The 24,612-nt window shown below is 39.4% G+C and carries 16 protein-coding genes and 2 tRNA genes; 13 read left to right on the top strand and 5 right to left on the bottom strand.

What is annotated here, in order from left to right; all coding sequences use genetic code 11:
* Positions 1–58: 58 nt before the first annotated feature.
* Positions 59–6,820 carry a tetratricopeptide repeat protein gene (locus BM090_RS04890; protein ID WP_091508430.1) on the top strand — a complete coding sequence of 2,254 codons (6,762 nt, stop codon included), beginning with the start codon at positions 59–61 and terminating at the stop codon, positions 6,818–6,820.
* A gap of 87 nt (positions 6,821–6,907) precedes the next feature.
* Here the strand turns inward: BM090_RS04890 and BM090_RS04885 are convergent, their stop codons facing one another.
* The 4 genes from BM090_RS04885 to BM090_RS04870 form a co-directional block, all read right to left on the bottom strand.
* A complete protein-coding gene (locus tag BM090_RS04885; RefSeq protein ID WP_091508426.1) occupies positions 6,908–7,987 on the bottom strand; it encodes a porin in 1,080 nt (359 codons plus the stop codon).
* A 163-nt stretch (positions 7,988–8,150) separates the two neighbouring features.
* Positions 8,151–8,224 (bottom strand) — tRNA-Arg (locus BM090_RS04880).
* A 76-nt stretch (positions 8,225–8,300) separates the two neighbouring features.
* Positions 8,301–8,374 (bottom strand) — tRNA-Arg (locus BM090_RS04875).
* Between the two features lie 117 nt (positions 8,375–8,491).
* Positions 8,492–9,124: a NeuD/PglB/VioB family sugar acetyltransferase gene (locus BM090_RS04870; protein ID WP_091508423.1), complete on the bottom strand. Its 633-nt coding sequence runs from the start codon at positions 9,122–9,124 to the stop codon at positions 8,492–8,494.
* 174 nt (positions 9,125–9,298) lie between these two features.
* On the opposite strand from BM090_RS04870, the gene BM090_RS04865 reads away from it, so the two are divergent.
* From BM090_RS04865 to thrS, 12 genes are all read left to right on the top strand, one after another.
* Positions 9,299–10,324: a DUF4249 family protein gene (locus BM090_RS04865; protein ID WP_177199841.1), complete on the top strand. Its 1,026-nt coding sequence runs from the start codon at positions 9,299–9,301 to the stop codon at positions 10,322–10,324.
* A 19-nt stretch (positions 10,325–10,343) separates the two neighbouring features.
* Complete coding sequence (locus BM090_RS04860) at positions 10,344–10,916, top strand: SoxR reducing system RseC family protein (protein WP_091508416.1); 573 nt, start codon at positions 10,344–10,346, stop codon at positions 10,914–10,916.
* A 73-nt stretch (positions 10,917–10,989) separates the two neighbouring features.
* Positions 10,990–12,318, top strand: coding sequence for a flippase (locus BM090_RS04855; protein ID WP_091508411.1), 1,329 nt, complete (start codon positions 10,990–10,992; stop codon positions 12,316–12,318).
* Positions 12,319–13,410 (top strand): acyltransferase family protein, encoded by a 1,092-nt coding sequence (locus BM090_RS04850; RefSeq protein WP_091508407.1) that lies wholly within the window; start codon positions 12,319–12,321, stop codon positions 13,408–13,410. It abuts the gene before it with no gap.
* 83 nt (positions 13,411–13,493) lie between these two features.
* A complete protein-coding gene (locus BM090_RS04845; protein ID WP_221405338.1) occupies positions 13,494–14,672 on the top strand; it encodes an O-antigen ligase family protein in 1,179 nt (392 codons plus the stop codon).
* A complete protein-coding gene (locus BM090_RS04840; protein ID WP_091508401.1) occupies positions 14,669–15,754 on the top strand; it encodes a glycosyltransferase family 4 protein in 1,086 nt (361 codons plus the stop codon). The genes BM090_RS04845 and BM090_RS04840 overlap by 4 nt, the downstream gene beginning before the upstream one ends.
* Positions 15,741–16,844: a glycosyltransferase gene (locus tag BM090_RS04835; protein WP_091508398.1), complete on the top strand. Its 1,104-nt coding sequence runs from the start codon at positions 15,741–15,743 to the stop codon at positions 16,842–16,844. Before BM090_RS04840 ends, BM090_RS04835 begins: the two co-directional genes overlap by 14 nt.
* Entirely contained in the window at positions 16,841–18,076 is a 1,236-nt protein-coding gene (locus tag BM090_RS04830; RefSeq protein ID WP_091508395.1) for an O-antigen ligase family protein, read from the top strand. Before BM090_RS04835 ends, BM090_RS04830 begins: the two co-directional genes overlap by 4 nt.
* The gene (locus tag BM090_RS04825) at positions 18,063–18,908 is read left to right on the top strand and encodes a hypothetical protein (RefSeq protein ID WP_143083870.1); all 846 of its coding nucleotides are present in this window, start codon (positions 18,063–18,065) and stop codon (positions 18,906–18,908) included. The genes BM090_RS04830 and BM090_RS04825 overlap by 14 nt, the downstream gene beginning before the upstream one ends.
* An 86-nt stretch (positions 18,909–18,994) precedes the next feature.
* Positions 18,995–20,212: a bifunctional 3,4-dihydroxy-2-butanone-4-phosphate synthase/GTP cyclohydrolase II gene (locus tag BM090_RS04820; RefSeq protein WP_091508389.1), complete on the top strand. Its 1,218-nt coding sequence runs from the start codon at positions 18,995–18,997 to the stop codon at positions 20,210–20,212.
* 48 nt (positions 20,213–20,260) lie between these two features.
* Positions 20,261–20,821, top strand: coding sequence for a hypothetical protein (locus BM090_RS04815; RefSeq protein ID WP_091508387.1), 561 nt, complete (start codon positions 20,261–20,263; stop codon positions 20,819–20,821).
* A gap of 204 nt (positions 20,822–21,025) precedes the next feature.
* The gene (gene thrS, locus BM090_RS04810; RefSeq protein ID WP_091508384.1) at positions 21,026–22,981 is read left to right on the top strand and encodes a threonine--tRNA ligase; all 1,956 of its coding nucleotides are present in this window, start codon (positions 21,026–21,028) and stop codon (positions 22,979–22,981) included.
* A gap of 84 nt (positions 22,982–23,065) precedes the next feature.
* Here thrS and BM090_RS04805 read toward each other — a convergent pair whose 3' ends face one another.
* Positions 23,066–24,565, bottom strand: a complete 1,500-nt coding sequence (locus BM090_RS04805; protein ID WP_091508382.1) for an ArnT family glycosyltransferase — start codon at positions 24,563–24,565, stop codon at positions 23,066–23,068.
* Positions 24,566–24,612: the final 47 nt, after the last annotated feature.

Genomic DNA, 24,612 nt, shown 5'->3' with positions numbered 1-24,612 from the left:
TTCAAATATATTTCTTAGCTTTCATACCAAAAAACGTCATTAACCTATTTATTTTCCAATGAAACGACTCCTTGTTGTAGCATTAGCTCTTTTTATCTGCTGGAATAGTTTTGCACAAGCCAAATCGCAGAAAGCCATTGTCTTGCTCCAGTTTTTTGACAAAAACAATGCCCCGCTTGGCTATGGTACGGGTGTTTTTGTGGATGCGAACGGCACGCTACTTGCCCAAACCGATTTGTTTGTAAACCCCAATATTTCACGTATTCAAGCCCGCAACACCGATGGCGATAAGTACAATGTAGCCAATGTGTTGTCCGACGACGCATCGGCGGGGTTGGTAAAATTTTCGGTGAGTAACCCTTCGGGCAAACCTTTTCCGTTTATTAAAGTAACGACCACGCGCCTCAAGCAAGAGTCCAATATCAACGTGCAATATGTGACGGATTATTTGGAAATGATGAAAAATGATGCGGTTTTGAGCCTTGCTGCCCAGATAGACGGTTACGGTTATGCCATGCAAACCAACTCGACACTATCCATGCATAGCGGTAGTCCTGTGCTTTCGGCAGAAAATACACTCGTGGGTTTTGCCATTACGGGCGTAGGGGATGATGTGTTCATTGTGGATGCGATGCGTTCGGCCAATCGCATGACCCAACGCAATCAGTCGGTTACGGAATGGATAACCAACTACCGTCAAGACCGTGCATTTTTGAGTGCGGCGGCTTCGTACATGGAGCAGAAATGGCAAAAAGTAGTTACCAAAGCCGACGAATCGCTTATCAACAACGCCAAAAATGGAAGTACTTACTATTTGCGCGGTGCGGCCAAATACCAACTCAAAGATTTGCCTGCGGCGGTTACGGATTTTAATAAAGCTGCTAGCCTAAACAGCACGCCGCCCAACTTGTATTTGTGGCGCGGTTTGGCTCTGTATCAGCAAGAACAATACAAAGAAGCCGAAAAAGATTTTGATAAAGCCGTAGAACTGAACATCGCCGACAAGGATATTTATTTTTATCGCGGAAATGTTCGTTACGAAAACAAAGAATACGCGGGCGCAATTGCCGACTATACTAAAGCTGAGCAGTTGGGCGTAGCTGACAAAAAACTATATGTGCAACGTGCTAATTCGCGTTTCCGCAAAGAAGACTATGCGGGTGCGATTGCCGACTACGACAAAGCCGTTTCGTTGGGTGTGTCTGAGGCTTTAATTTATAACAATAGAGGCAAAGCCAAACAATTGACTTCCAACGCACAAGGCGCACTCGAAGACTATACGCAGGCCATCGCCCTCGATGCTGCCTACCTGAAAGCCTACGAAAACAGAGGTTTTTTGCGCTACGACCAAAAAGACTACGCAGGTGCCATCGCGGATTTGGATAAACTTACCGACAAAAACAAAAAGCTTTATGTTACGCGCGGTTTGGCCAAATACCAAACCAAAGATTACAATGGAGCCATTGCCGATTTGGGCGAAGCCGAAAAAGCAGGCGCAACGGACAAAGAAGTTTATTTGGCCAAAGGTTTGAGTTTGTTTGAATTGAAAAATTATGCGGAAGCCGAAACAGAATTGGCTAAAGCCATAGAAGCGGGCGAGAAAAGCCAAAATGTATTTGAGCATTTGGCCGACGCACGTTTTGAGCAAAACAAATACAAATCGGCGGAAGCGGCTTATACACAAGCCATTGGCGCGGGTTTGCAAACGGCACACGTTTTTGAACGTAGAGGCAAATCGCGTTACGAGCAAAAAAATTATACGGAAGCCATCGCCGATTATTCCAAAGCCATCGAGTTGGGCACGAGCAACAAAGAAGTGTATTACGACAGAGGCATGGCGCGTTATTCGCTCAAAGATTACGCGGGTGCGATTGCCGACTACGACAAAGCCGTTTCGTTGGGTGTGTCCGAAGCGTTGGTTTTTTATAACAGAGGCAAAGCCAAACAACAAACAGGCAATCCGCAAGGCGCGTTGGAAGATTACACCAAAGCCATCGGCCTTGATGCCAATTATTCGGAAGCCTACGAAAGCAGAGGTTATTTGCGTTATGACCAAAAAGACTATGCAGGTGCTATCACGGATTTAGATAAACTTACCGACAAAAACAAAAAGTTGTATGCTACGCGCGGTTTGTCCAAATTCCAAACCAAAGATTACGCGGGTGCTATTGCCGATTTGGGCGAAGCCGAAAAAGCAGGCGCAACGGATAAAGAAGTGTATTTGGCTAAAGGTTTGAGTTTGTTTGAATTGAAAAATTATGCCGAAGCCGAAACCGAATTAGCCAAAGCCATAGAAGCGGGCGAAAAAAGCCAAAAAGTGTTTGAACATTTGGCAGATGCACGTTTTGAGCAAAATAAATACAAGTTGGCGGAAGCGGCTTATACACAAGCTATTGGCGCAGGTTTGCAAACGGCACACGTTTTTGAACGCAGAGGCAAGTCGCGTTTTGAACAAAAAAACTACGCAGATGCCAACGCGGATTTGAGTAAAGCCATTGAATTGGGGGCTAATGAAGCTGATGTTTATTACGATAGAGGCATGGCGCGTTATGCCCTGAAAGACTACAAAGGTGCTGCCGCCGACTTCGAGAAAGCTAAAGGCTTGGGCAGTAGCGACGTGGATTTGCATACCAAATTGGCTTTGTCGTATTGCGAACTGAAACAGTACGCGGCGGCTCTGCCCGAATTGACCAAAGCCATTTCGTTGGGTGCAACTGAGCCACGCATTTACAAACAACGTGCGACGGCTTCTTTCGACCAAAAAGATTATACCAATGCCATTGCTGACCTGAACAAAGCAGCCGAGTTGGGCGACAGTTCGCGCAGTGTCTCGCTGATGCGTGGTTTGAGTTATTATCACCTCAACAAACACGACGAAGCCGAAAGAGATTTGAGTCAAGCCATCGCACGCGGCGAAAAATCAACGGAAGTGTACGCGCATTTGGGTTATTCGCGCTACGCACTTAAAAATTATACGGGCGCAATCGCGGCGTTTGATTTGGCTGTGCCAAAACCTGTTGCTGCTCCAGCCGCCGCTAAAGTTCCAGCCAAAGGCGCGAAACCTGCGGCCAGTGCTGCCGCCGACGTGCCAGCGCAAGTATATGAGCAACGCGGCCAAGCCAAATTTTTTACCAAAGATTATGCGGGAGCTATCGCCGACCTTACCAAAGCCATCGGCAAAGGCGTAAGCAACACGGAAGCGTTCTACAATCGTGGTATGGCGCGTTATGAGCAAAAAGACTTCAAAGGTGCGGTAGCCGATTTGGAAAAAGCCAAAAGTATGGGAAGTTCGGATTTGGACTTGCATACGCGTTTGGCCGTGTCGTATTGTGAGTTAAAACAGTTTACGGCAGCGTTGCCAGATTTGGACAAAGCCATTTCGTTGGGCGCAACCGACCCCAAACTTTTCTATCATCGCGGCAATGAGTTGGTAGCACAAAAGCAATACGCCAAAGCCATCGAGGATTTGAACAAAGCCGTAACGGGTGGTATCAGCGACGTAACCGTACATTACAATCGTGGTTTGGCTTTGTATGAGCAACAAGACTACAAAAATGCGGTTACGGATTTGGAGTTGGCTAAGAAAATGGGCAAAAATTCAAAGGCCTTGTATGCCATGCTTGGCGATGCCGCTTTTGAGTTGGAAGAATACGAACAGGCACTTTCTGCCCTCAAACAAGCCCAAAAATTAGGCGCGACCGACAAAGAAACAACCTACAAAATCGGTATTTCGGAATTTGAAACGCAAGCGTATGCGGCTGCTATCCAGACGCTTACCAAAGCACAACAAGCAGGCGTAAGCGAACAGCGACTTTTGTTTGCCAAAGGCTCGGCCAAATATTTTACCAAAGATTACAAAGGCGCGTTGGTGGATTTGAACAAAGTAACAGAAGCCGACTACAAAACCGATGAGTTTTACGCCAACAGAGGTTCTGCCAAATATTTGACCAAAGACTACAAAGGTGCAATCGAAGATTTGAGCATTGCGGCCAAGACGAAAGACAAAAACGGCGAAGTGTTTTTCTTTTTGGGTAATTCGCATTTCCAACAAAAAGATTACAAAGCAACCATCACGAACTTAGAGAAAGCCAAAGAATTAGGCCGTACCGACCGCGATTTGTTCGAGCATTTGGGCTTGGCGCAATACGAAGAAAAAGACTATACTGCCGCCATTGAAAACCTAAAAGCCGCCAAAGAAAAAGGCTCGCAATCGGTGAGAATGTATGCGAGTTTGGGTAACGCGCAAGCCGAGAAAGAAGACTTTGCGGCGGCTTTGCCAAACCTGAATCAGGCCGTTACGTTGGGTTCTAAAGACAAGTTAGTTTTCTTGAACAGAGGTAACGCCCGTTATAATCAAAAGGACTACAAAAACTCTATTACGGATTATTCGCAAGCCATCACGTTGGGCGTAAACACTGCGCAAGTGTATAATTTGCGTGGTAAGGCACGTTTCAAAACCACCGACAACGTGGGCGCATTGGCCGATTTTAACAAAGCCTTAAGCCTTGACAACAAATTGCCAGATGCTTACGCAAACAGAGGTTTTATTAAGTGGGTGCAAAAAGATTACAAAGCTGCTGCCGACGATGCGACCAAAGCTATTGATTTGGGGGCACAAGACCCGTTGGCGTATTATGTGCGTGGTAATGCCCGCTATGAGTTGAAAGACTACAAAGGCGCAACCGAAGATTTGGTAAAAGTAACGCCAGCCGACAACATAAACGAAAAGATTTCTTTCTCGAATTTGGGTAATGCTTACTTTGAGTTGAAAGACTACACCGCCGCCAACACGGCACTTTCCAAAGCCGTAGAGTTGGGCGTAAGTGATGTAAAAGTGTTAGGCAACAGAGGCGAGAGCCGCTATATGCTCAAAGACTACGAAGCGGCTATCACGGATTTTAATAAAGTGATTGCACAAGAACCCAAAAACGCACGTGCTTTGCATTTGCGCGGTCAGTCTAAGTTTGTGAAAAATGATTTCGCGGGTGCGGTGGCAGACCTGACAGAAGCCGAAGCCGCAGGCGTGAAAGTCGTAGAACTTTACACTAACAGAGGTATTGCGCAATACGAAACCAAAAATTATGCCTCCTCGCTCACGGATTTGAACAAAGCCATTGATTTGGGTAATAATACCGATGCTATTTATTTCCATAGAGGTAACGCCAAGTTCCGTACCAACGACTTGACGGGTGCGGTGGCCGACTACGACAAGGCGCAACAAATGGGCTATCAAAGTGCTATTTTGTTTAATAACAGAGGTAAGGCAAAGCAATTGCAAAACTTGTTCCCTGCTTCTATTGCCGACTTTGACGAGGCACTGAAACTTGACCCGAAATACATCAAAGCGTTTAGCAACAGGGCGTTGTCTCGTTTCAAAACTGCCGATTACAGAGGCGCACTCACAGACCTGACGACAGCTTTGCAGTATTCGCCAAACGACGAAGACTTGAATGTTTTGGCGGGTCGTTCGCATTTGGAATTGAAAGAATACCGCGAATCTGTGCCGTATTTGACTAAAGTAGTGGACAAAGGCACGAAAGACGAAAACGTGTATTTCTATCGTGGTACGGCGTATTTGAACATGAAAGAATACCAAGTTTCGGCCAAAGATTTGAACAAAGCCATCGAAATGGGCTTGAATACGGGACCAGTATTTGCCAACAGGGGAGAGGCTCGTTTTGCGTTGAAAGACACGACGGGTTCACTCGCCGACCTTACCAAGGCGACGACGCTTTCGCCAGAAGATGCGCAACTTTTCGACCGCAAAGGTTTGATTTTGCAAATGATAAGCCGCCACAAAGACGCGATTGAGGATTTCAGCAAATCAGTTTCGTTGGCTCTGGACGTGCCAGCCGCTTACGGCCACAGAGGTACTTCCAAACTCGCCCTCAAAGAATACGAACCAGCTATCGTGGATTTCGACAAGGCTACGGGTTTGGGTTCTAAAGAAAAATTGGTGTTGTTTGGGCGCGGCAAAGCCAAGTATTTGCTCGGCAACAATGCGGGTGCGGTAGCCGATTTTGACCAAGCCATTGCCGCGGATTCGGCTTATGTTCAGGCTTATACGTTTAGAGGAATGGCCAAAACCAACCTTAAACAGTACCGCGATGCCGTTGCAGATTTTAACAAAGCCTTGAGTTTTAACCCTAAAAATGGCGAAGCGTATTCGGGCTTGGCCAATGCGTATTTGGTGCAAGAAGATTACGAAAAAGCCATCAGTAATTTTGATTTGGCTATTGTGAACAAGTTCACGGACAAGAAAACCTATTTCGGTAGTGCCTTGGCCTTGTATAGATTGCAGAGCTACGCGGAAGCGGTAAAAGATTTTGATGAGGTACTGAAGAAAGATAGCAAAGACACGGCAGCGTATTATTATCGTGCGTCGGCCTACATTGAGCTTGACAAATTTGATGATGCTATCGCGGATTTGAGCGATTACATCAAACTTTCGCCAAAATCTATCAGAGGTTATTTGCAACGCGGCCAAGCGCGTATCGGTTTGGAAGACCACGAAGGCGCAATCACGGATTACAACAAAGCCGCTGAAATAGAACCAAATAACGCCAATATTTACTATTACAGAGCTTTAGCCAAAGCCTCGTTGAAAGACACTACGGACGCGGGCGTGAAAAGTTCTTTTGCGGATTTTGATAAAGCGATTCAGCTTAACCCGAACTTTGCGGAAGCCTACACCAGCCGCGCCAACATGAAGTTGCAACTCGATGAGCCAGACCTCGTAGGCGCGTGCCAAGACTGGGACAAAGCCGTGAAACTCGGCAACAACTCGGCCAGAGAAATGTTGCGCCAGTATTGTAAATAATGAATCAAACAATTTCTGAATTTTAATAACAAAAAAGCTCCTGCAAAAACGACTTGCAGGAGCTTTTTTATGGAATAATTTTTGGGTTTAAAAACTAACAGCCAACGCCGTTGTAAGGGCTACGTTACTTTTTTTGTAAGAATTATCTTGCTGAAAAATAGCGTTTTTGGCCGAAAACAAACGCGCTTCGCTTCGCCAAACAATGTTACTACTAAACTTGTAATCAAAGTTGGCCGAGTAGCTCCAAACCTGAAATTTTTGCGCAGGCGCGTAACCCACAATTACGTGGTTGGGGTCGGCGTAATATTCCGCGCGAGCAGCAAGGCTGTGTTTTGGTGTGGGGTTGTATTGCAAAATGGCTACTGGCGAATACCAATTGTTGTACTGGCTGCTGCCTTTGCTTTTTTGTTGCCAACCAATATCAAAACCCGTAATAAGATTTAGCTTGCTGTGCAGGGCAAAAATGCCGTAGAAGTTATGAAAATAACGCATTTGGCGCAGGCTGTCGGGCTGGTCGTTGCCGACGAACGAACTACTATTGAGCGTAATTTTATCGTTGGGTTTGTAAATGAGTTGATGGCCAAAGGCGGGTGTATTGTTGCCGTCGGGTCGGCGGATACGTTGCCAGCCGTTCAGGTATAAGCCGCTAAGGGTCAATTTTTTATTATCGGAAACGTACGTGATTTTCGCGCCGCTTTCGTAGTATGGCGAATTTTCGGCCAAAAGGCTACGCGTAAGCGTTGGGCAGTCTTTCCCGATGGCACTTTCAAAGCCGATATGCGAACCAAAAACGCCCGCATCTACCCAAATATCTTTGCTTTTGGAAAGGCGCACGCCTGCATTAGCTTCAAAAATATGCTGCATAATGCTTTGTTCGGCAGCAAGATTGGCTGCCGCGTAAGTACCTGCCATCAATGCCAAATTGGCTCTTACGTTGGCTTGCTGGTAAGCAGCTTTTACGAATCCTAAATTCAGGTTTACTTCGTTGTGCCGATTGTAGGAATACAAGAAATTGGGGCGGGTGTGGTCGGAGGGTTTGCCGAAATCATAGTTATAATATAACTCGGCATAGCCACTGATACTAAGCGGATTGACGATACTATCTTGTTGGGCAAAGGCTTTGGGCGCAAGGCAGAATATGCCCAAAGCGAGTATAATTTTTTTCATTTTGTAGAAGAAATAAAACGTTTGAAAGCACTGCTCGGACGCGCGTCTTGCGGTGGCGGCTCAAAAGTACAACTTCGCTTATTCTGCTATCTACAAAAGCCGTAAAGATTTTATAAAAATAAAAAAGCCTCCACAAAATTGCGGAGGCTTTACTTACACTATGTGGACGCGTAGGGAGTCGAACCCCAAACCTTCTGATCCGTAGTCAGATGCTCTATCCAATTGAGCTACGTGTCCATTTATTAAGACCGTTTTTAAAAATTACTTTTGATTAGAAAGTAAAAACTGGCCGCTTCTGACCAGTTTTGTTGTGTGGACGCGTAGGGAGTCGAACCCCAAACCTTCTGATCCGTAGTCAGATGCTCTATCCAATTGAGCTACGTGTCCTTTAAATTGGTTCGCAAAAGTAGAGGTTTAAAACCGAAATGTCAAGTATTAGGTCTTATTTTCTTTCTTTTAAACCAATTTATTTTTATAAGTTACTGATTTTTAAATCAAAACAGATTAAACTTTTTTGGCAGGATAGCCAAAAACAGTGCTTCCTGCGGCCACACTTTCCACCACCACAGAGCCTGCGCCCACGCGTGCGTTTTTGCCAACGGTTACACCTGCCACAATTACGACACCCGCCCCGATGAAAACGCCATCTTCGACGGTTGCGCCGCTGCCTACGATGCTACCTGCCCCGATTTGCACGAAATCGCCTACTTTGGCATCATAATCTATGAGTGCTTTGGCGTGTACTACACAATGACTGCCCAATCTGGCGTTAGTGTTAAGTACCGCGCCTGCTGCCAACAAATTGCCGTGTCCCATTTGTGCCATTGGCGAGACAAAAGTAGCAGGGTGAACGGCATTGACTGGCTGAATGTGTCGGCGTTCGTGAAGCATTTCTACCAACGATTTGCGCAATTGCGTTTCGTCGGTGGCTACGAAAGCCTCGCATTTTTTGCCAATAAGTTTGAGGTAACGTTCGTCGTCGGTGTTGCCCATCACAGCCACCGAGCCTATTTCCTGATTGTGTAGTTTTTCGTCGTCTTCCAAAAAGCCATAAACCACCACGTCATTGCTTTCAAAAATATCCAAAGCAACTGCGCCTAAGCCTTTTGCACCAAAAATAATAACTGGATTTTCCATTTTAAATATTGTATTTATTTTATTTTAAGAAATACACTTGCCACAAAAGTAGCGTTTTTCGGCTAACAAATGCGTAAGGCTTTTGTTCCAAATAGACATTTAGATTTTTACAGCTTTCGGATTCTCTAAAAATTTATACCTTTGCTTTCCTTTTATGACCTTTTCTTCATGTTTATGACTATACTAACTCGCTTTTTCGGATTTATTGCTTTTGTAATGCTGTTAGGGGTGGCGGCTTGTTCCACAGATTTTGATGTGAATGCCCCTTATACAGAAAAAACCGTCATCTATGGCCTTTTGGATGCGGCTGATTCCGTGCAAACAGTGCGGATTATGAAGACTTATTTGAATAACAATGGCCAAAATGCTTATGACGTGGCCAAAAACCCAGATTCTAGCCTTTACGCTGATGGCGTTTTGAGGGTGGATTTGTACTTGGTGAATCCCAATTCCAAACAAGAAATATGGAAAGATAGTTTGCATCGTGTGGTATTGTCGGAGGCGCGTGAGAACAGCGGCGATTTCTTTACAACGCCTAACGTTGTTTATCAAACCTCCAAAGGATTTACACTACAAACAAGCTATTTGAATGCTCCTGCTATTTACAAAATAAAAGTAACTAATAAGCGAACAGGTCATGAAGCTACGGCACAAACCGAGGTTTTAGGTGATTTTTCGATGGATGAAACGATTTCCTTTTCGACGGAAAGACCTGCTGTTTATTTTACTCGCGTAAAACCTATCTATGCCTATAGTGTGGATATTATTTCTGATTTTATAGAAACAACCAACGGTGTTGAAAAGCCATTTAGCAACATCTGGGGGGCAAAACTCTATCAGCAAGCCAAAGTTGCCTATAACGCGCAGGAAGGCGGACGTTTGAGTTCGGGGCTGGATTATCTTGATTTTTTGTTAGCAAATATAGATAGGTCTGGCGACCAACCGACTACCAAACGTAATTATGTGAGGGTAACCTATAGAGTGAGGGTAATCAATCAAGAGTTTGCTAATTATTTGTCTGTGAGCGGCAACTTTTTTGACCTTACTCAAAGCCAACCGACTATGACTAATGTAACGGGAGGCTTAGGAATATTCTCTTCTCGTTATACGAAGATACACACGATTTTGCCATCAAAAATTACTATTTCGTCGCTGCTCAGAAATCCTGCGAGTCAATATAATGTCTTAAAAATTCAGTAGTTTTTTGTTAAATTTTTTTATGGATAATAATACTCCCAAACAGAAAAAAGTATATATGCAACCCAATCAGTATTTGGGTGGCTCAATGCGCATAGAACCAGGCATTCGTACAAAAAAATATCAATTACCAACACAGCTTTTTATTTCGATGGGCATGAAAAGTGCCATTACTAAATATTGGTGGGCATTTGGCGTGCCATTGGCCATGATGTTGGTTGCTGCGTTTTTTGGATTAAATGTCTTTTTATGGACTGCCGCAGCCGCTGTTTTACTGACGGTTATATACATTCTTTTCTGGTGGATTCAGTTTTATGGCGCAACACAATTGCCGCAAAGTAAACCCATGTTTGAAAAGTTGGTTTATGAATTCAAAAATGACCATGTTCTAATTAAAAAAAGTGCAGAATCGCAGGAAGCAATGGTGTTGAATTGGGAACAAATTTTAGCTGTAGAAAAAACACCAGATGCGTATATTTTACGCATGGAAAAATTTCAGTTTTTACATTTGCCTTATACTATTTTTCTTTCTGACCGTGATTTGAAACTGGTAGAAACGCTTTTCCGTAGAAAAAAAGTATTACCTGAAGCCTAAAATATTTTTCATAAATATAAACGCTAACATCTTGTTTTGTTAGCGTTTTTTATGTGTTCTTTTTTGAATAAAAATGCAAGATAAATTAAAGCAATTGTGGTTAAAACTCAGGAACTCTGATACGATATTCCAAACGGTTTTGGGCTATAGTTTGCGTATGGCAGGCATATTTTTGAGTTTTATTTTTACCAAAGTTGTTATTGCTGTTTATGGAATAGATACTTGGGGACGGTTTTCCTTGTCGTTTACATATCTTTTTTTGCTAACAGTGCTTACAAAGGCAGGATTTGATATGGCTCTCATGCGTTTTGCTTCGCAATGGCAGCATAAGGATTTACGTGTTTTGAGAGGTATTTATATCCAAAGTTTACGTTTTGTTTTGCCTATAGGTTTGTTTCTTTCTTTGAGTTTATTTTTTTGTGCAGATACGCTGGCTTTTTGGCTAAAAAAACCTGAAATGAGCAGTGATTTTCGCTGGGTTTCGTTGGGTATTTTACCATTTTCATTGATTACTGTTCATTCTGAAGGTCTTCGCGGATTGCACCAAGTTACGTTTTATAATTTTGCCCAAACCGTTGGTAATTTCCTGATTACGTTGCTTTTATTGCCTATTTTTTATTATTTTTTAGGAAACGAAACGCAGCCAATAAATATTTTTGTATTAGGCATAACTCTTGTTAGTTTACTAACGGCTTGGCAATGGCTAAAGAGCATAGAAATACGCGAAAAAGCAGTTCATTATTTTAAGTTTTCGCAAATTAAGGAAGTTGCAATGCCCATGTTTTTAAGCAATATTATTTTTGTTGCAATGGGGTATTTAGATGTATTTATCCTTGGTTTTTATTCTCCGGAAGCTGAAATAGGAGGGTATAGTGTTGCTTCTAAATTATCAAATGTTCTTACGATTCCTTTGTTTGCTGTAAGTGGTTTTGTTGCGCCTAAAATTACAGCTTTTTATAACCAGCATCAAATAAAAGAACTCCAACAATTGCTTCTAAATTCATCTAAAATAGTAGCAGTTACTATTATTCCTATTTTTATTTTTATCGCTGCTTTTCCTATGTTTTTATTGGGCTTATTAGGAATAAATGACTCACAAAGTGCAGAAGTGATGATTATTATTGCAATGGGTTATTGTTTTAATGCGTTGGCTGGCTCTACGGATATTACGCTACAAATGACTGGAAATGAAAAGGTGTTTAGAAATATAGCCATGTTTTCTATTGCTATTAACTTGATTTTAAATTTTATCCTTATTCCTATTTATGGGACAATTGGCGCGGCGTACTCTAACTTAGTAACGGTTGTACTTTGGAATTTATTAAGTATTGTTTACGCGCGCAAGAAAGTAGGTGTAGATACGTCATTTATAGGATATTACATACATAATTTAATTAAGTAGATGCAAAAAGAAATAACATTACAATATACGCCCGCGCTCGACTCCTTGCGTGCATGGGCTGTGTTAATAGTTATTTTTGAGCATTATTTTCAAAATTTATTGCCAACCTATTGGCATTTTTTTTCTTTCGGGGGCTTAGGTGTTGGTATATTTTTTACATTAAGTGGCTTTTTAATTACAACAATACTGTTACAAGAAAGGCAACAAGTAGGTTTATTTATCGAAAAAATAAAGAAATTTTATTTTCGTCGATTTCTACGATTATTTCCTATTTATTATCTTACTATTTTGGTTGCTATTTTGTTTTTTCCTATTCTGAATGTACAGGAAAATATATGGTATTATCTTACTTATACCACTAATCTTATAATATTTAAGACAAATTATTGGGGGAAAGTTGGTCATTTTTGGTCTTTAGCAGTCGAAGAACAATTTTATATTGTATGGCCATTTTTTGTGCTTTTATCAAATAATAAATGGCTGAAAAATATAATAATAAGCTGTATTATAGTAGGAGTTATTTGTAAAATATACTATGGATTTATTTATGGAGGTACTGGGAAATTGTACTGGATTCTCACTCCATTTAATCTCGATTTACTTGGTATTGGTGCGCTGTTTGCTTGGTTAAGGGTTTACAAGCCTACTATTTGGACAAAAGTGGTAACATTGCCCAATAAGATTTTTCTTTTGTGTGGTGTGTTTTTATGTTTGATTATTATTGAGTATATGCTTGTAAATCATAGTATTGCTTGTTTTGTTTTGTCTTATTTATTTATTGCATCCATTGCGATTATTTGGATTTTGATAGCATTATCCAATGCTACATGGCCTCTTTTTTTGCATAATAAAGTGTTACAGTTTCTTGGACGTGTTAGTTACGGAATGTATTTATATCACCTGCCTATCATGGGTTTATGGGGATTTAATAGTACATGGTTTAAAGCAAAAGGCATTGATTTTCAGTTTGTTTATGTCTTTGATAATGCTTTTGTTGCGGCCTTTTGTTGTTTACTGACAACCTTTGTTGTTTCTTTGTTTTCATATTGGCTGTTGGAGTTGCCAATAAATAGGCTCAAACAGCGTTTGTAAGTCAAATATATTATTTACTATTTTATTAAATGACTCAGCTTAATAAATTTATACTTAGTTTATATATTATATTTTCCACCTTTATGACTTGGTTGGCATTTAGTGGTTGGTTGAGGTTTCCTATTATTTTCTTATTATTAAGTTTTGTTATTACTATACCATTCCTTGTTTATTCGATACTTTATAATCCTAAATCTATCATTAAAAACGATGAAGATTGGTTGCTGATTTTAATGTTACTATTTGTGATAGTATCATTTTTTCGAAGCCCAATGAATAGCCAAAATTTTAACCATACACTTTCTTTTGTTTTTGTTTTTGTAATTTATCTAATTTATTTTAAATATGCAGTTATTCGGTATAAAATACCGAATATGTATATTTTTAAAATGATATTTTATGCTTCAACTTTAGCTAATGTTATTATTATTGTTGAGTGGGTTTTGCTAAATAAGTTTAATATTATTATTAGAAACTTTTTTATAATTGCAGATAATACTTACACAATGATTTATTATCCATTTTTATTTTTTAAATCGGTTGGAGGTACTTGTGAAGAACCAAGTACTATGGCTTTAAATATGAATATATTGTTTCCATTTGGCTTATATTATGTATATAATGAGCATAAAAAATGGGTTTTTCTTTATGCTTTTTTATATATAACGGCATTGTTTTTTACAGCCTCTGCGGGAGGAATAGGTTTTTTATTAATCGCTTGTGCTGTAACAATATTATTTGAAGCAAATACAAAATCTATTATAAGATTACTAGGTATTGCTATAATATTTGCTATAATTTTTTATATTGTGTATTTATATCTTCCTATTGATGCACAAAAATCTTTTGAGGCTTTTTATGAATTGATTTCCTCTAAAATAACACTAAATGCAGATTCGGCAGATATGAGAACTGCTGCTTGGAGTCATGCTATTTATGATTGGTTAGATTCTCCTTTGTTAGGAAAGGGAATTGCTTATGGAAAGGTTGCTTATTTTGGTTTCAGCTATCAAAGTGTTTATTTTCAGGTGTTGGCTGAGACTGGCATTATATCTCTTTTGTTACTTTTAGGTTTCTTCGTTATAATTACACTTCGGATTTTAAAATTGAAGCAACCTATTCGACGTTTTGCTTTAATAGGCTTTTTTGCGGGAGTATTTCATTTGCTAATTACAGATACGTATTATCATGTTTGTTTGTGGATTGTAATTGCATTGATTCAGATTGTATATTATAGAGAAAAAACAGAGCAAAGTATATGAAAATCTGTCATATTATAACAACTTTGGGTATTGGTGGAGCTGAAAAATTATTATTATACTTAGCGAAAGAACAGTCACTGAGCCATGAAATTCATATTATCTATTTAAAAAACTATGATGGATTAGTTGATAAATTTCCTAAAAATGTTAGGATATACCATATCCCAAATGATTGGAAAGCATTTTATAAAATAAGAAGAATAATTAAAAATATAAATCCCCATGTCTTACATTCTCACTTAGGGCATGCTGATTGGTTTAGCTGGGTTTCGACAATTGGCTTACCTGTAAAAAAAATAGCTACAATTCATAGCACTGGTTTTAAATGGAATAAAACTGATTTGCTTATTAGTTTATTCTATCGTATTTTTCTATATACTATTGCTAAAAAAGCGATACTTGTTTGTGTGTCGAGCACTGTTGCAAATTTTGTTAAATCTAATTTTGGGCTACCTGATTCTCGAATATATATTATCCCTAACGGGGTTCCAGATATTATTCCTAGAACTAAAGCAGAACAACAACAAATTAGAAGATCAATAAATATAGCTGACGATGATTTTATTATCATTTTTGTTGGTAGGCTTCAGTATCCAAAGTCTGTGCATACTCTCGTAGATGCAATGTCTCTTATTACTGATAATAAGCTAAAATGTATATTGGTTGGTGATGGAAATTTGAGAAATGAATTAGAGCTTCAAGTAGAAAAACTGTTACTAAGCGATCGTGTCTTTTTTTTAGGAAAACAAGATCAACCAGATGCGTATATTGATATTGCCAATGTTTTGGTTTTACCGTCAGTTTTTGAAGGCCAACCATTGGTTTTATTGGAGGCATTTAGGGCTGGTTTGCCCGTTATTACTACCGAATTAGACACACTTAAAGAAGTAGTAACAGAACGGTATAATGGACTATTTTTTGAACCTGAAAACCCGCAGGAATTAGCCGCAAGTATTCTTGAATTTGTGGAAAATCCATTGCTCAGAGAGCAAATGAGCATAAATGCAAGAAACACTTTTGTTGAAAAATATGATATAAAAAAATACGTTACTCGTTTAGAGGAAATATATGAATCAAAATAAACCTTTAACCGTATTGCATATTACAGAGCCTTTTGGTGGTGGAACGATTAGTGTAATTAATCATTTGGTAAATAATCTCTCTCAACATCAGCATATTATATTTCATGGTGAACAACGGCCTGATGGCAGTGTAGAGGATGTAAAAAAAAGATTTCCAGAAAGTACTAAATTTTATATTTGGAAATATGCACAGCGAGAAATTAGCCTATTTAACGATATTATAGCTTTAGTTTTATTGTTAAAATTTATTAGAAAAACACCTCATGATGTATTACATTTACATGCTTCTAAAGCTGGTTTTTTGGGTCGTATTGTAGCTTGGATACTTGGAGAAAAAAAAGTAATTTATACTTCACATGGTGCGGCATTTATAATGCAAGATATTTCAGAATTTAAGCGTAAAATGTATATTTTTTTGGAATCATTTGCTACTAAATTAGGTGGAATATCTGTGTGTTGTTCCGATTCTGAATTGCATGAATTTCAAAAATATAGAATACCTGCAATCTGTATCTATAATGGCACTAATATTAAGAATAATTTTGAATTAAAAAATAAATTAGAAATAACAAATAGTTTAAATATAATTACGACAGGAAGAATTACTATACCTAAAAATCCAATGCTGTTTAATAAAATAGCAGAACATTTTATAAACAATAATAATGTAAAATTTATTTGGGTTGGTGATGGAGAGTTAAGAGAATATCTTACTAGTGAAAATATAGAAATTACAGGTTGGAAATCTAAAAAAGAAGTAGATTCTTTATTGGGTACTGCAAATCTATACCTTTCTACTTCTTTATGGGAAGGCTTGCCTCTTTCAGTATTAGAAGCTATGAATTTAGGATTGCCATTATTGTTATCTAATTGTATGGGAAATAAAGATTTGGTAATAGACGGCCAAAATGGATTTTCTTTTAATGATTCGGAACAAGCTATTGATAAGATAAAATTTTTTATTCAAAATAAAACTTCTCTATATGATATGGGATTAATGTCTCGTCAGACTTGCGAAAGAAAATTTGATATTATTAAAATATGCAGTGCTTATAATGAGTTGTATTATCAAAAAATATTAAATGAATGAAACAGTTATTGATAATAGATAAAATACAATATTGGCTACTATTAATAGTTGCTTTTACTATTCCATTGCCCAAAACCATTGCAATTAATAGTATATCTATTGTCTTATTAGTAATATCTGTTCTTATAATTTCTATAATAAATAAAAGTATTAAGCCTTTTTTGAATAAAAATGTATTGATATTATTGATTATTTTCTTGATTTATTTAATATCTGGGTTGTGGTCTGAGGATAAGAAATTGTTCTTATTTGAAATAGAAAAAAAATTATCATTATTCTTTTTCCCTATTATTTTTTCGTCTTTGTCCTTGTCTTATGATAAAGTAATAGGTGTATTGAAATCATGGATTTTAGGAACATCTCTATTGCTATCAATCTGTTTGTTTAATTTAGCAAGAAATTATTTTAATTTAGAATTACATACCTATTATCCAGATTATTATGTAGGTGAAGGGCTTGTATTTCAAACGGGATTACATAGAGTTTATATAGCTCATCACTTTATTTTTACTATCATTATATTGTTTACCACGCCAGTATTTAAAAATTATATAAGATATATATTAGGCACTGTGTTTTTAATTTTTACACTAATGCTTAGTTCTCGAATTACGATAATATCAATTCCTTTGATATTATTTATTTACATCACTTATTTGGTTTACTGTAAAAAAATATCGTACAAAATAGTTGCCTTATTGATAGTTGCCTTATTTACATTAGTAGCTACTATAATATTTGTTCCAAAAGTCAATTTTATGATAAGGCAGGTGTTGATTACAAGCCAGTATGACGATGTAAAAAATGTAAATGAGGCTAATGGTGTTCATGTTCGTTATTTGATATGGAAGGGGGCCAAACAAGCGATAGAAGAATCTCCGTTTATTGGATATGGGGTTGGTGATAGTCAAAAAGTACTTAATCAAAAATATAATGATATCGGATTTGATTTAGCAATAAAAAACCCGTACAATGCGCATAATCAATACATACAAACGTGTTTGGATACAGGATTTATTGGTTTATTTACTTTTATTGCAATACTTGCATATTTATTGGTTTTTGCGTTCAAAAAACAAGATGACTTATATTTGATTTTTTTACTAATTTTTTTATTCGGATTTTTTACGGAAAATATATTATCTAATCAAAAAGGCGTTGTATTTTTCGCCTTTTTCAACTCGATGTTTTACCTATTTAATGATATCCCAAAAAGATATGGAGCAAAATAATAATTATTCTAATTTAGTAACAGATGATGTTTCTTTAACCCAGATATTAAAGGCGGTATTTAGCTTTGTTGGAAATAATATTAAATACTTAATTATTTCAGTCGTAATAGGCGCTTTATTAGGTTTTATTTATTTTAATACAGCTAAGTATTCTTATGAGAGTAGCATGACTGCTTATGCAAATCACTTGAAAGATATTCAGGTAAAAAGCATAATAGGAGATTTGAATCAAATGCAACAAAATGCAGATTATGAATCGTTTGCTAAAGCATTAAATATTCCTATTAGTACTGCCACCAAAATTAATTCTCTTAACGTTTCTATCAATGCTGAAATTGAAAAAGATAAAGACGAGGATGATGCAAAAAAAGGAAACAATTTTAAAATTACTGCGACAGTATTTAATAACGATGTTTTGGATACGCTGCAAAATGCAATAGGTTTATATTTGGCCAATAATCCTCATGCAAAAATGCTCAAAGAAATGAATGATTCTACTGCATGGCGCGAGATTAGAGAAATAGAAAATGAAATAGCGCATTTGAATGCACTTAAAGTGGATGTGGACAATCAAATTCGCAATGGGAAAAATGTACAAATTATTGAGCCTACATCCGTTGGTATAAAAATATTAGAACTGAAAGTTAAAATTCAGGCTCTTAAAAATGGGTTAGTCTTTAATCAGAGAGAAATGATTGTGCTTCAGCCATTTGTGCCATTCAAAAAACAAGCTTCTCCACGCCTGATTAAATCACTTATTTCTGGTATATCTATTGGTCTGATTTTAGGGCTTATTCTTGCTTTAATTCAACAGGCAAGAGCGAAAGCATAAAGGAACTTAACTCTTTATTTTGTAGTTAGCTGTTTATATTCCTATTTTTGATTCACTTGATTTACGCAACGTAATTTTAACCAAATATGTCTGCCGAAAAAATTAAACTTGATTCTATCGAGGAGGCTATCGCGGCCATCAAACGCGGTGAAGTAATTGTGGTGGTTGATGACGAAGACCGCGAAAATGAAGGCGATTTTATCTGTGCTGCCGAAACGGTTACACCTGAAATCATCAATTTTATGTCCAAAGAAGGACGTGGGTTGGTGTGTGCGCCACTCATCGAAAGCCGTTGCGAACAACTTGGCCTTGATCTAATGGTCGGCAACAATACCTCTTTGCATGCCACACCTTTTACGGTTTCTGTGGATTTGCTGGGGCATGGCTGCACGACTGGTATTTCGGCTTTCGACCGCGCCAAAACGATTCAGGCTCTTGTAAACCCTGAAACGAATCCCGAAGAATTGGGCAGACCTGGCCATATTTTCCCGCTCAAAGCCCGTACAGGTGGCGTGTTGCGCCGCTCTGGACACACGGAAGCTGCCATTGATTTTGCTCGTTTGGCTGGCTTGGCTCCTGCTGGCGTGTTGGTGGAAATTATGTCCGAAGATGGCAGCATGGCACGTTTGCCAGAGTTGCGCCAAGTGGCAGACAAATTTAACCTGAAATTGGTTTCGATTCGCGACCTTATTGCATATCGTATTAGTAAAGAGACACTTATCCAGCGCGAAATTGGTGTACAAATGCCAACGGCTTGGGGTAATTTTGACCTGATTGCCTACAAACAACTCAATACAGGCGAGACGCATTTGGCTTTGGTAAAAGGCACTTGGGAGGCCGACGAACCTGTTTTGGTACGTGTGCACTCTTCTTGCATGACAGGCGATATTTTTGGTTCGTGCCGTTGCGACTGTGGTGAGCAGCTACACGCCGCCATGGAGTTGGTAGAGAAAGAAGGCAAAGGCCTGATCCTTTACATGAACCAAGAGGGACGCGGGATCGGACTTTTGAATAAATTAAAAGCTTACAAATTGCAGGAGCAAGGCCGCGACACGGTACAAGCCAACATCGAATTGGGCTTTGCCATGGACGAACGCGACTACGGCGTAGGTGCGCAAATTCTCCGCGATTTGAATATTTCTAAAATTCGTTTGATTTCTAATAACCCTAAAAAGCGTGTCGGCTTGATGGGCTATGGCCTTGAAATAGTGGACAATGTATCTATTGAAATCAAACCAAATCCACATAACGAAAAGTATTTGCTCACCAAGCGCGATAAAATGGGGCACACTATTCTCAAATAAAATTTTACTTTTGTTTGAATAATAGAAAAAAAATAACATTGCTTTGACATGAAAAAAACAACTTGGTTTTGGCCTTTGTATGTGTTGGTATTGGCTGTTTTGTGTAGTGCTGATACTGTGAATTTAGTCCCGACGGTGATTGCCAGTACAATTAAAATATCTGTCCCTCAGACTTTTAATTTGGTTTCGGGAAATGCAGATGGCGTAAGCTCAGGCTTTTCTATCAAAAAACCGACGGCCAATAATTTAGCGACTTATCAGGACAAACGTACACAAGCAGACTTTTCCGTGTCTCAAACGCCAACGCCTTGGAGTGATAAGGATGTAGAGATGTTGCGCGATTTTTATAGAGCCAATATCAAAGCACTTTATACAAATGTAGTGTTTAGCAAAGATGCTGTGGAGAAAATAAACAAAAAGCAGTTTGCGGTATTTGAGTTTATGTCGGAGGTAGCCGAAAAGGACAAACCGACTATCAAAAAATACACCTACATTCAATATACGGTGCGCAAACAAAAAGTGTATGTATTTAATTTTACGTGTTCGGAACGCGACCGCGCTTTGTGGCAGCCGTCCGTAAACGAAATGATGCACACGGTTAAGTTCTAAAACTATCCTTTCCCTTATATTGATGATGCGCCCCTCTGCTTCTTTTGAAGTTGGGGGCGTTTTTTTGTTCTTTTTGGTAAAAATAAAATCCTTTTTTGCTTTTTTCTGCTAAGTTTGCGTTCAATCCGCTATTTGTTGGGCGGAGGGAAATTTTTATAAAAAAACGCTACCTTTGGGCAGCAACTAATTTTAAATCAAGTTGTTATGATTAAAATTACACTCCCCGACGGCTCCGTACGTGAGTTCGAATCGGGAATTTCGGGCTACGATGTGGCTCTCAGTATCAGCGAAGGGCTGGCACGTAACGTGTTGGCTGCCAAAGTAAATGGCCAAGTTGTAGATGCTTCGCGCCCCATTACGCAAGATGCTACTGTTCAGCTTCTTACGTGGAACGACCAAGAAGGTAAAGCTGTGTTCTGGCACTCGTCGGCGCACTTGATGGCCGAAGCCTTAGAAGCACTTTTTCCAAATGTAAAATTCGGGATTGGGCCTGCGCTCGAAAATGGTTATTACTACGACGTGGACTTGGGCGGACGTTCTTTCTCCCAAGACGATTTTGAAGCCGTAGAAGCCAAAATGTTGGAGTTGGCACGCGCCAAAAGCGAGTATGTACGCAAGGAAGTGCCTAAGCAAGAGGCAATTGCTTACTTCACTGAAAAAGGCGACGAGTACAAACTGGATTTGATAGACGGTTTGGAAGATGGTCAAATTACTTTTTACTCACAAGGCAACTTCACGGATTTGTGTCGTGGGCCACACATTCCGAACACGAGTTTCATCAAGGCTGTAAAGCTCATGAACGTGGCGGGTGCGTATTGGCGCGGCGACCAAAACAATAAACAACTTACGCGTATCTACGGCATTACTTTCCCGAAAGACAAAGAATTGAAGGAATATTTGATGCTGTTGGAAGAAGCCAAAAAACGCGACCATCGCAAACTCGGCAAGGAATTGGAACTTTTCACGTTCTCCGAAAAAGTGGGTATGGGTTTGCCGCTTTGGTTGCCGAAAGGAACGACTTTGCGCGAACGCTTGGAGCAATTTTTGCGTAAAGCACAAGTGAAAGCAGGTTATTCGCCTGTCGTAACACCGCACATCGGTAGCAAAGAATTGTATGTAACTTCTGGTCATTACGAAAAATATGGCGCGGATTCGTTCCAACCCATCAAAACGCCCGACGCGACAGAGGAGTTTTTGTTAAAACCAATGAACTGCCCGCATCACTGCGAAATTTATAAATCAAAACCACGTTCGTACAAGGATTTGCCTTTGCGTTTGGCCGAATTTGGTACGGTATATCGCTACGAGCAAAGCGGTGAGCTTCATGGGCTTACACGCGTGCGCGGCTTTACGCAGGACGATGCGCATATTTTCTGCCGCAACGACCAAGTAAAAGAAGAATTTATTAAGGTAATTGATTTGGTGTTGTATGTGTTCAATGCGTTAGGCTTTACGGACTATACTGCCCAAATTTCGCTTCGCGACCCCGAAAACAAAGCTAAATACATTGGTGCTGACGAAGATTGGGAAAAAGCGGAAGCGGCGATTATCGAATCGGCACACGAAAAAGGTTTGCGTACTGTTACGGAATTGGGCGAGGCGGCATTTTATGGCCCTAAACTTGATTTCATGGTAAAAGATGCGTTGGGTCGTAAGTGGCAATTGGGTACGATACAGGTTGATTACCAATTACCTGAGCGTTTTAAACTCGAATACACTGGCGCAGACAACCAAAAACACCGCCCTGTAATGATTCACCGTGCGCCATTCGGCTCGCTGGAACGTTTTGTGGCTGTGTTGATAGAACACTGTGCGGGTAACTTCCCATTGTGGCTTGCGCCTGACCAAATCGCGGTATTGCCGATTTCGGAGAAATACGCCGACTACGCGCATGAGCTACACGCTCGCCTGATGGAAAGTGATATTCGTGGTATTATGGACAATCGCGACGAGAAAATCGGTCGTAAAATCCGTGATGCGGAAGTTCACAAAATTCCGTTTATGCTTATCGTGGGCGAAAAAGAAGCCGCTGAAGGTCTTGTTTCGGTTCGCAAGCACGGACACGGCGACTTGGGCAGCATGACCATCGACGAGTTTGAGGCTTTCTTCAAAAAAGAAACAGCCGAAAGTTTGGCACAAAATACCGTAGCCAAGCACTAATTCGGGTTTTCGTATAAAAAAGCGAGTGGGGTTAAAAGCTGAATTTCAGCTTTTAACCCCACTCGCTTTTTTATGGTTGTTAGTTTATTGTGTTGGTTTTCTGCCTTTGATTTTGATGCGTGTTGCCCAACCCTGAGCCGAAAGCCATTCGTGTTCATAAGTTCCGTAAACGTAGTTTCTCAAATTCTCTTGGAAGACTACAACCGTATCGCCAGCTTCTAATTTAGTCCAGTCCTTCATCGAAAATTTGATGCCTTTTTCTTGCAAAAGCATTACATAAAACAAATTTTGAGCATTATATCCTTCATACAAAAGGTAGTCGTTATTACACTCAATTTTTCCGCTGGCGGCATCTTGCAAATAGTGACTTAGTGTGTAGTCGTAGTAATAAGGTGGTTCGTCTTTGCTTTGTGTTTTCTTGAAAATTTTGTGATAAGGTGTAAAGAATAAGAAAATAAGTAAAGCTAATGGTGCACTATTGTACGACAGATATTGACCCACAATTTTCATGTCTCTTACCAAATCAAACAAAAAGTTGATACACACGCCAATCAGAATCGCCAAAAATGGATAAAGTGGCAAATCATACCATTCTAATTTGGTGCTGGCACTGGAAATTATTGCAAAAAATACGACAGCCAGCAAGGTAGAATATTGAGCTATTTTGCGCAAACGCTCATTTTTGAGATAAAACCCAAGTATTGCCCCACAAGGCACAAGCAAGTACCACGCTGTAAGCTGAAAATCAATGAAATTGTTGTAATAATATTGAACGGGTTGTTTATGGTCTTCTATGGTATTGGCATAACGCCCACCAAGTTCATTTACCCAAACAGCTTTTAAATAACCATGATTTTGAGATTCGCGGAGTAGATAATATCCGCCTGCAAAAATGGCGACAATGGCCAAGCCTGCGTAAGTATGTGGATTTTTCAGCAAAGCCAATAATTTTTTCTGATACAAAGCGTATAGCACCAACGCAGGGCCAAACATTAAGCCCGTTACGCTTTTGGTAAGAATAGCCAGCGTTACACAAATGAAAAAAGCGTAATAATATTTGGTTTGATTGTTTTCAAGAAAAATATAAAATAAAAAACAAAAGGCTGTGGTAAAGAGTGTTAGCATCGAGTCGTAGTCTCCTGTGCGCGTTCCGTGTACTTCGATGTAGCCGTTACAGGTTACCAAAACCATGACCACAATGAAACCCAATCTAAAGCTTTTCAGATAATGCACGCAGATATACAAAAGCAAACAGCAAGTAAGCAATGCCGCAATAGCCGAAGGCAGGCGAAAAGCTGCTTCGCTTACGCCAAATAGTTTCATAGACAAAACTTCGCACCAAATAGTAAGCGGTGGTTTGGTGTTCCACATATCGGGTTGGCCTTCGTAATGCGTAACAATGTAACTACCGTCTTTGTACATTTCAAAGGCATTTACGGCAAGTCTTGCTTCGTCCCAAATGCGAATTGGTAGAAAACCCAAACGGCCAAAAATGGGAAAGTAGATAAGTACAGCTAAAATTAGGTATTTGTAATATTTTTTGAGAATATCAGAAAGGTTAATTGTTCTTTCGGGAACGGTCATAATGTTTAAAAGTTAGATTGTTTTGTAAAAATACCAACAAATATGCA

This window comes from Flexibacter flexilis DSM 6793 (assembly GCF_900112255.1).
In the GTDB taxonomy this organism is placed as follows: domain Bacteria; phylum Bacteroidota; class Bacteroidia; order Cytophagales; family Flexibacteraceae; genus Flexibacter; species Flexibacter flexilis.
Note: the sequence above shows the minus strand (reverse complement) of the source record. Positions and strands in the feature narration are given on the sequence as shown.

What these genes read in the sequence shown, in the direction of transcription:
- BM090_RS04825 (WP_143083870.1), top strand. Translation starts at nt 18,063, where the DNA reads ATGGAGCAAAATAATAATTATTCTAATTTAGTAACAGATGATGTTTCT.
- BM090_RS04865 (WP_177199841.1), top strand. Translation starts at nt 9,299, where the DNA reads ATGACTATACTAACTCGCTTTTTCGGATTTATTGCTTTTGTAATGCTG.
- BM090_RS04855 (WP_091508411.1), top strand. Translation starts at nt 10,990, where the DNA reads ATGCAAGATAAATTAAAGCAATTGTGGTTAAAACTCAGGAACTCTGAT.
- BM090_RS04815 (WP_091508387.1), top strand. Translation starts at nt 20,261, where the DNA reads ATGAAAAAAACAACTTGGTTTTGGCCTTTGTATGTGTTGGTATTGGCT.
- BM090_RS04850 (WP_091508407.1), top strand. Translation starts at nt 12,319, where the DNA reads ATGCAAAAAGAAATAACATTACAATATACGCCCGCGCTCGACTCCTTG.
- BM090_RS04830 (WP_091508395.1), top strand. Translation starts at nt 16,841, where the DNA reads ATGAAACAGTTATTGATAATAGATAAAATACAATATTGGCTACTATTA.
- BM090_RS04820 (WP_091508389.1), top strand. Translation starts at nt 18,995, where the DNA reads ATGTCTGCCGAAAAAATTAAACTTGATTCTATCGAGGAGGCTATCGCG.
- BM090_RS04835 (WP_091508398.1), top strand. Translation starts at nt 15,741, where the DNA reads ATGAATCAAAATAAACCTTTAACCGTATTGCATATTACAGAGCCTTTT.
- BM090_RS04885 (WP_091508426.1), bottom strand. Translation starts at nt 7,987, where the DNA reads ATGAAAAAAATTATACTCGCTTTGGGCATATTCTGCCTTGCGCCCAAA.
- BM090_RS04845 (WP_221405338.1), top strand. Translation starts at nt 13,494, where the DNA reads ATGACTTGGTTGGCATTTAGTGGTTGGTTGAGGTTTCCTATTATTTTC.
- thrS (WP_091508384.1), top strand. Translation starts at nt 21,026, where the DNA reads ATGATTAAAATTACACTCCCCGACGGCTCCGTACGTGAGTTCGAATCG.
- BM090_RS04890 (WP_091508430.1), top strand. Translation starts at nt 59, where the DNA reads ATGAAACGACTCCTTGTTGTAGCATTAGCTCTTTTTATCTGCTGGAAT.
- BM090_RS04805 (WP_091508382.1), bottom strand. Translation starts at nt 24,565, where the DNA reads ATGACCGTTCCCGAAAGAACAATTAACCTTTCTGATATTCTCAAAAAA.
- BM090_RS04860 (WP_091508416.1), top strand. Translation starts at nt 10,344, where the DNA reads ATGGATAATAATACTCCCAAACAGAAAAAAGTATATATGCAACCCAAT.
- BM090_RS04840 (WP_091508401.1), top strand. Translation starts at nt 14,669, where the DNA reads ATGAAAATCTGTCATATTATAACAACTTTGGGTATTGGTGGAGCTGAA.
- BM090_RS04870 (WP_091508423.1), bottom strand. Translation starts at nt 9,124, where the DNA reads ATGGAAAATCCAGTTATTATTTTTGGTGCAAAAGGCTTAGGCGCAGTT.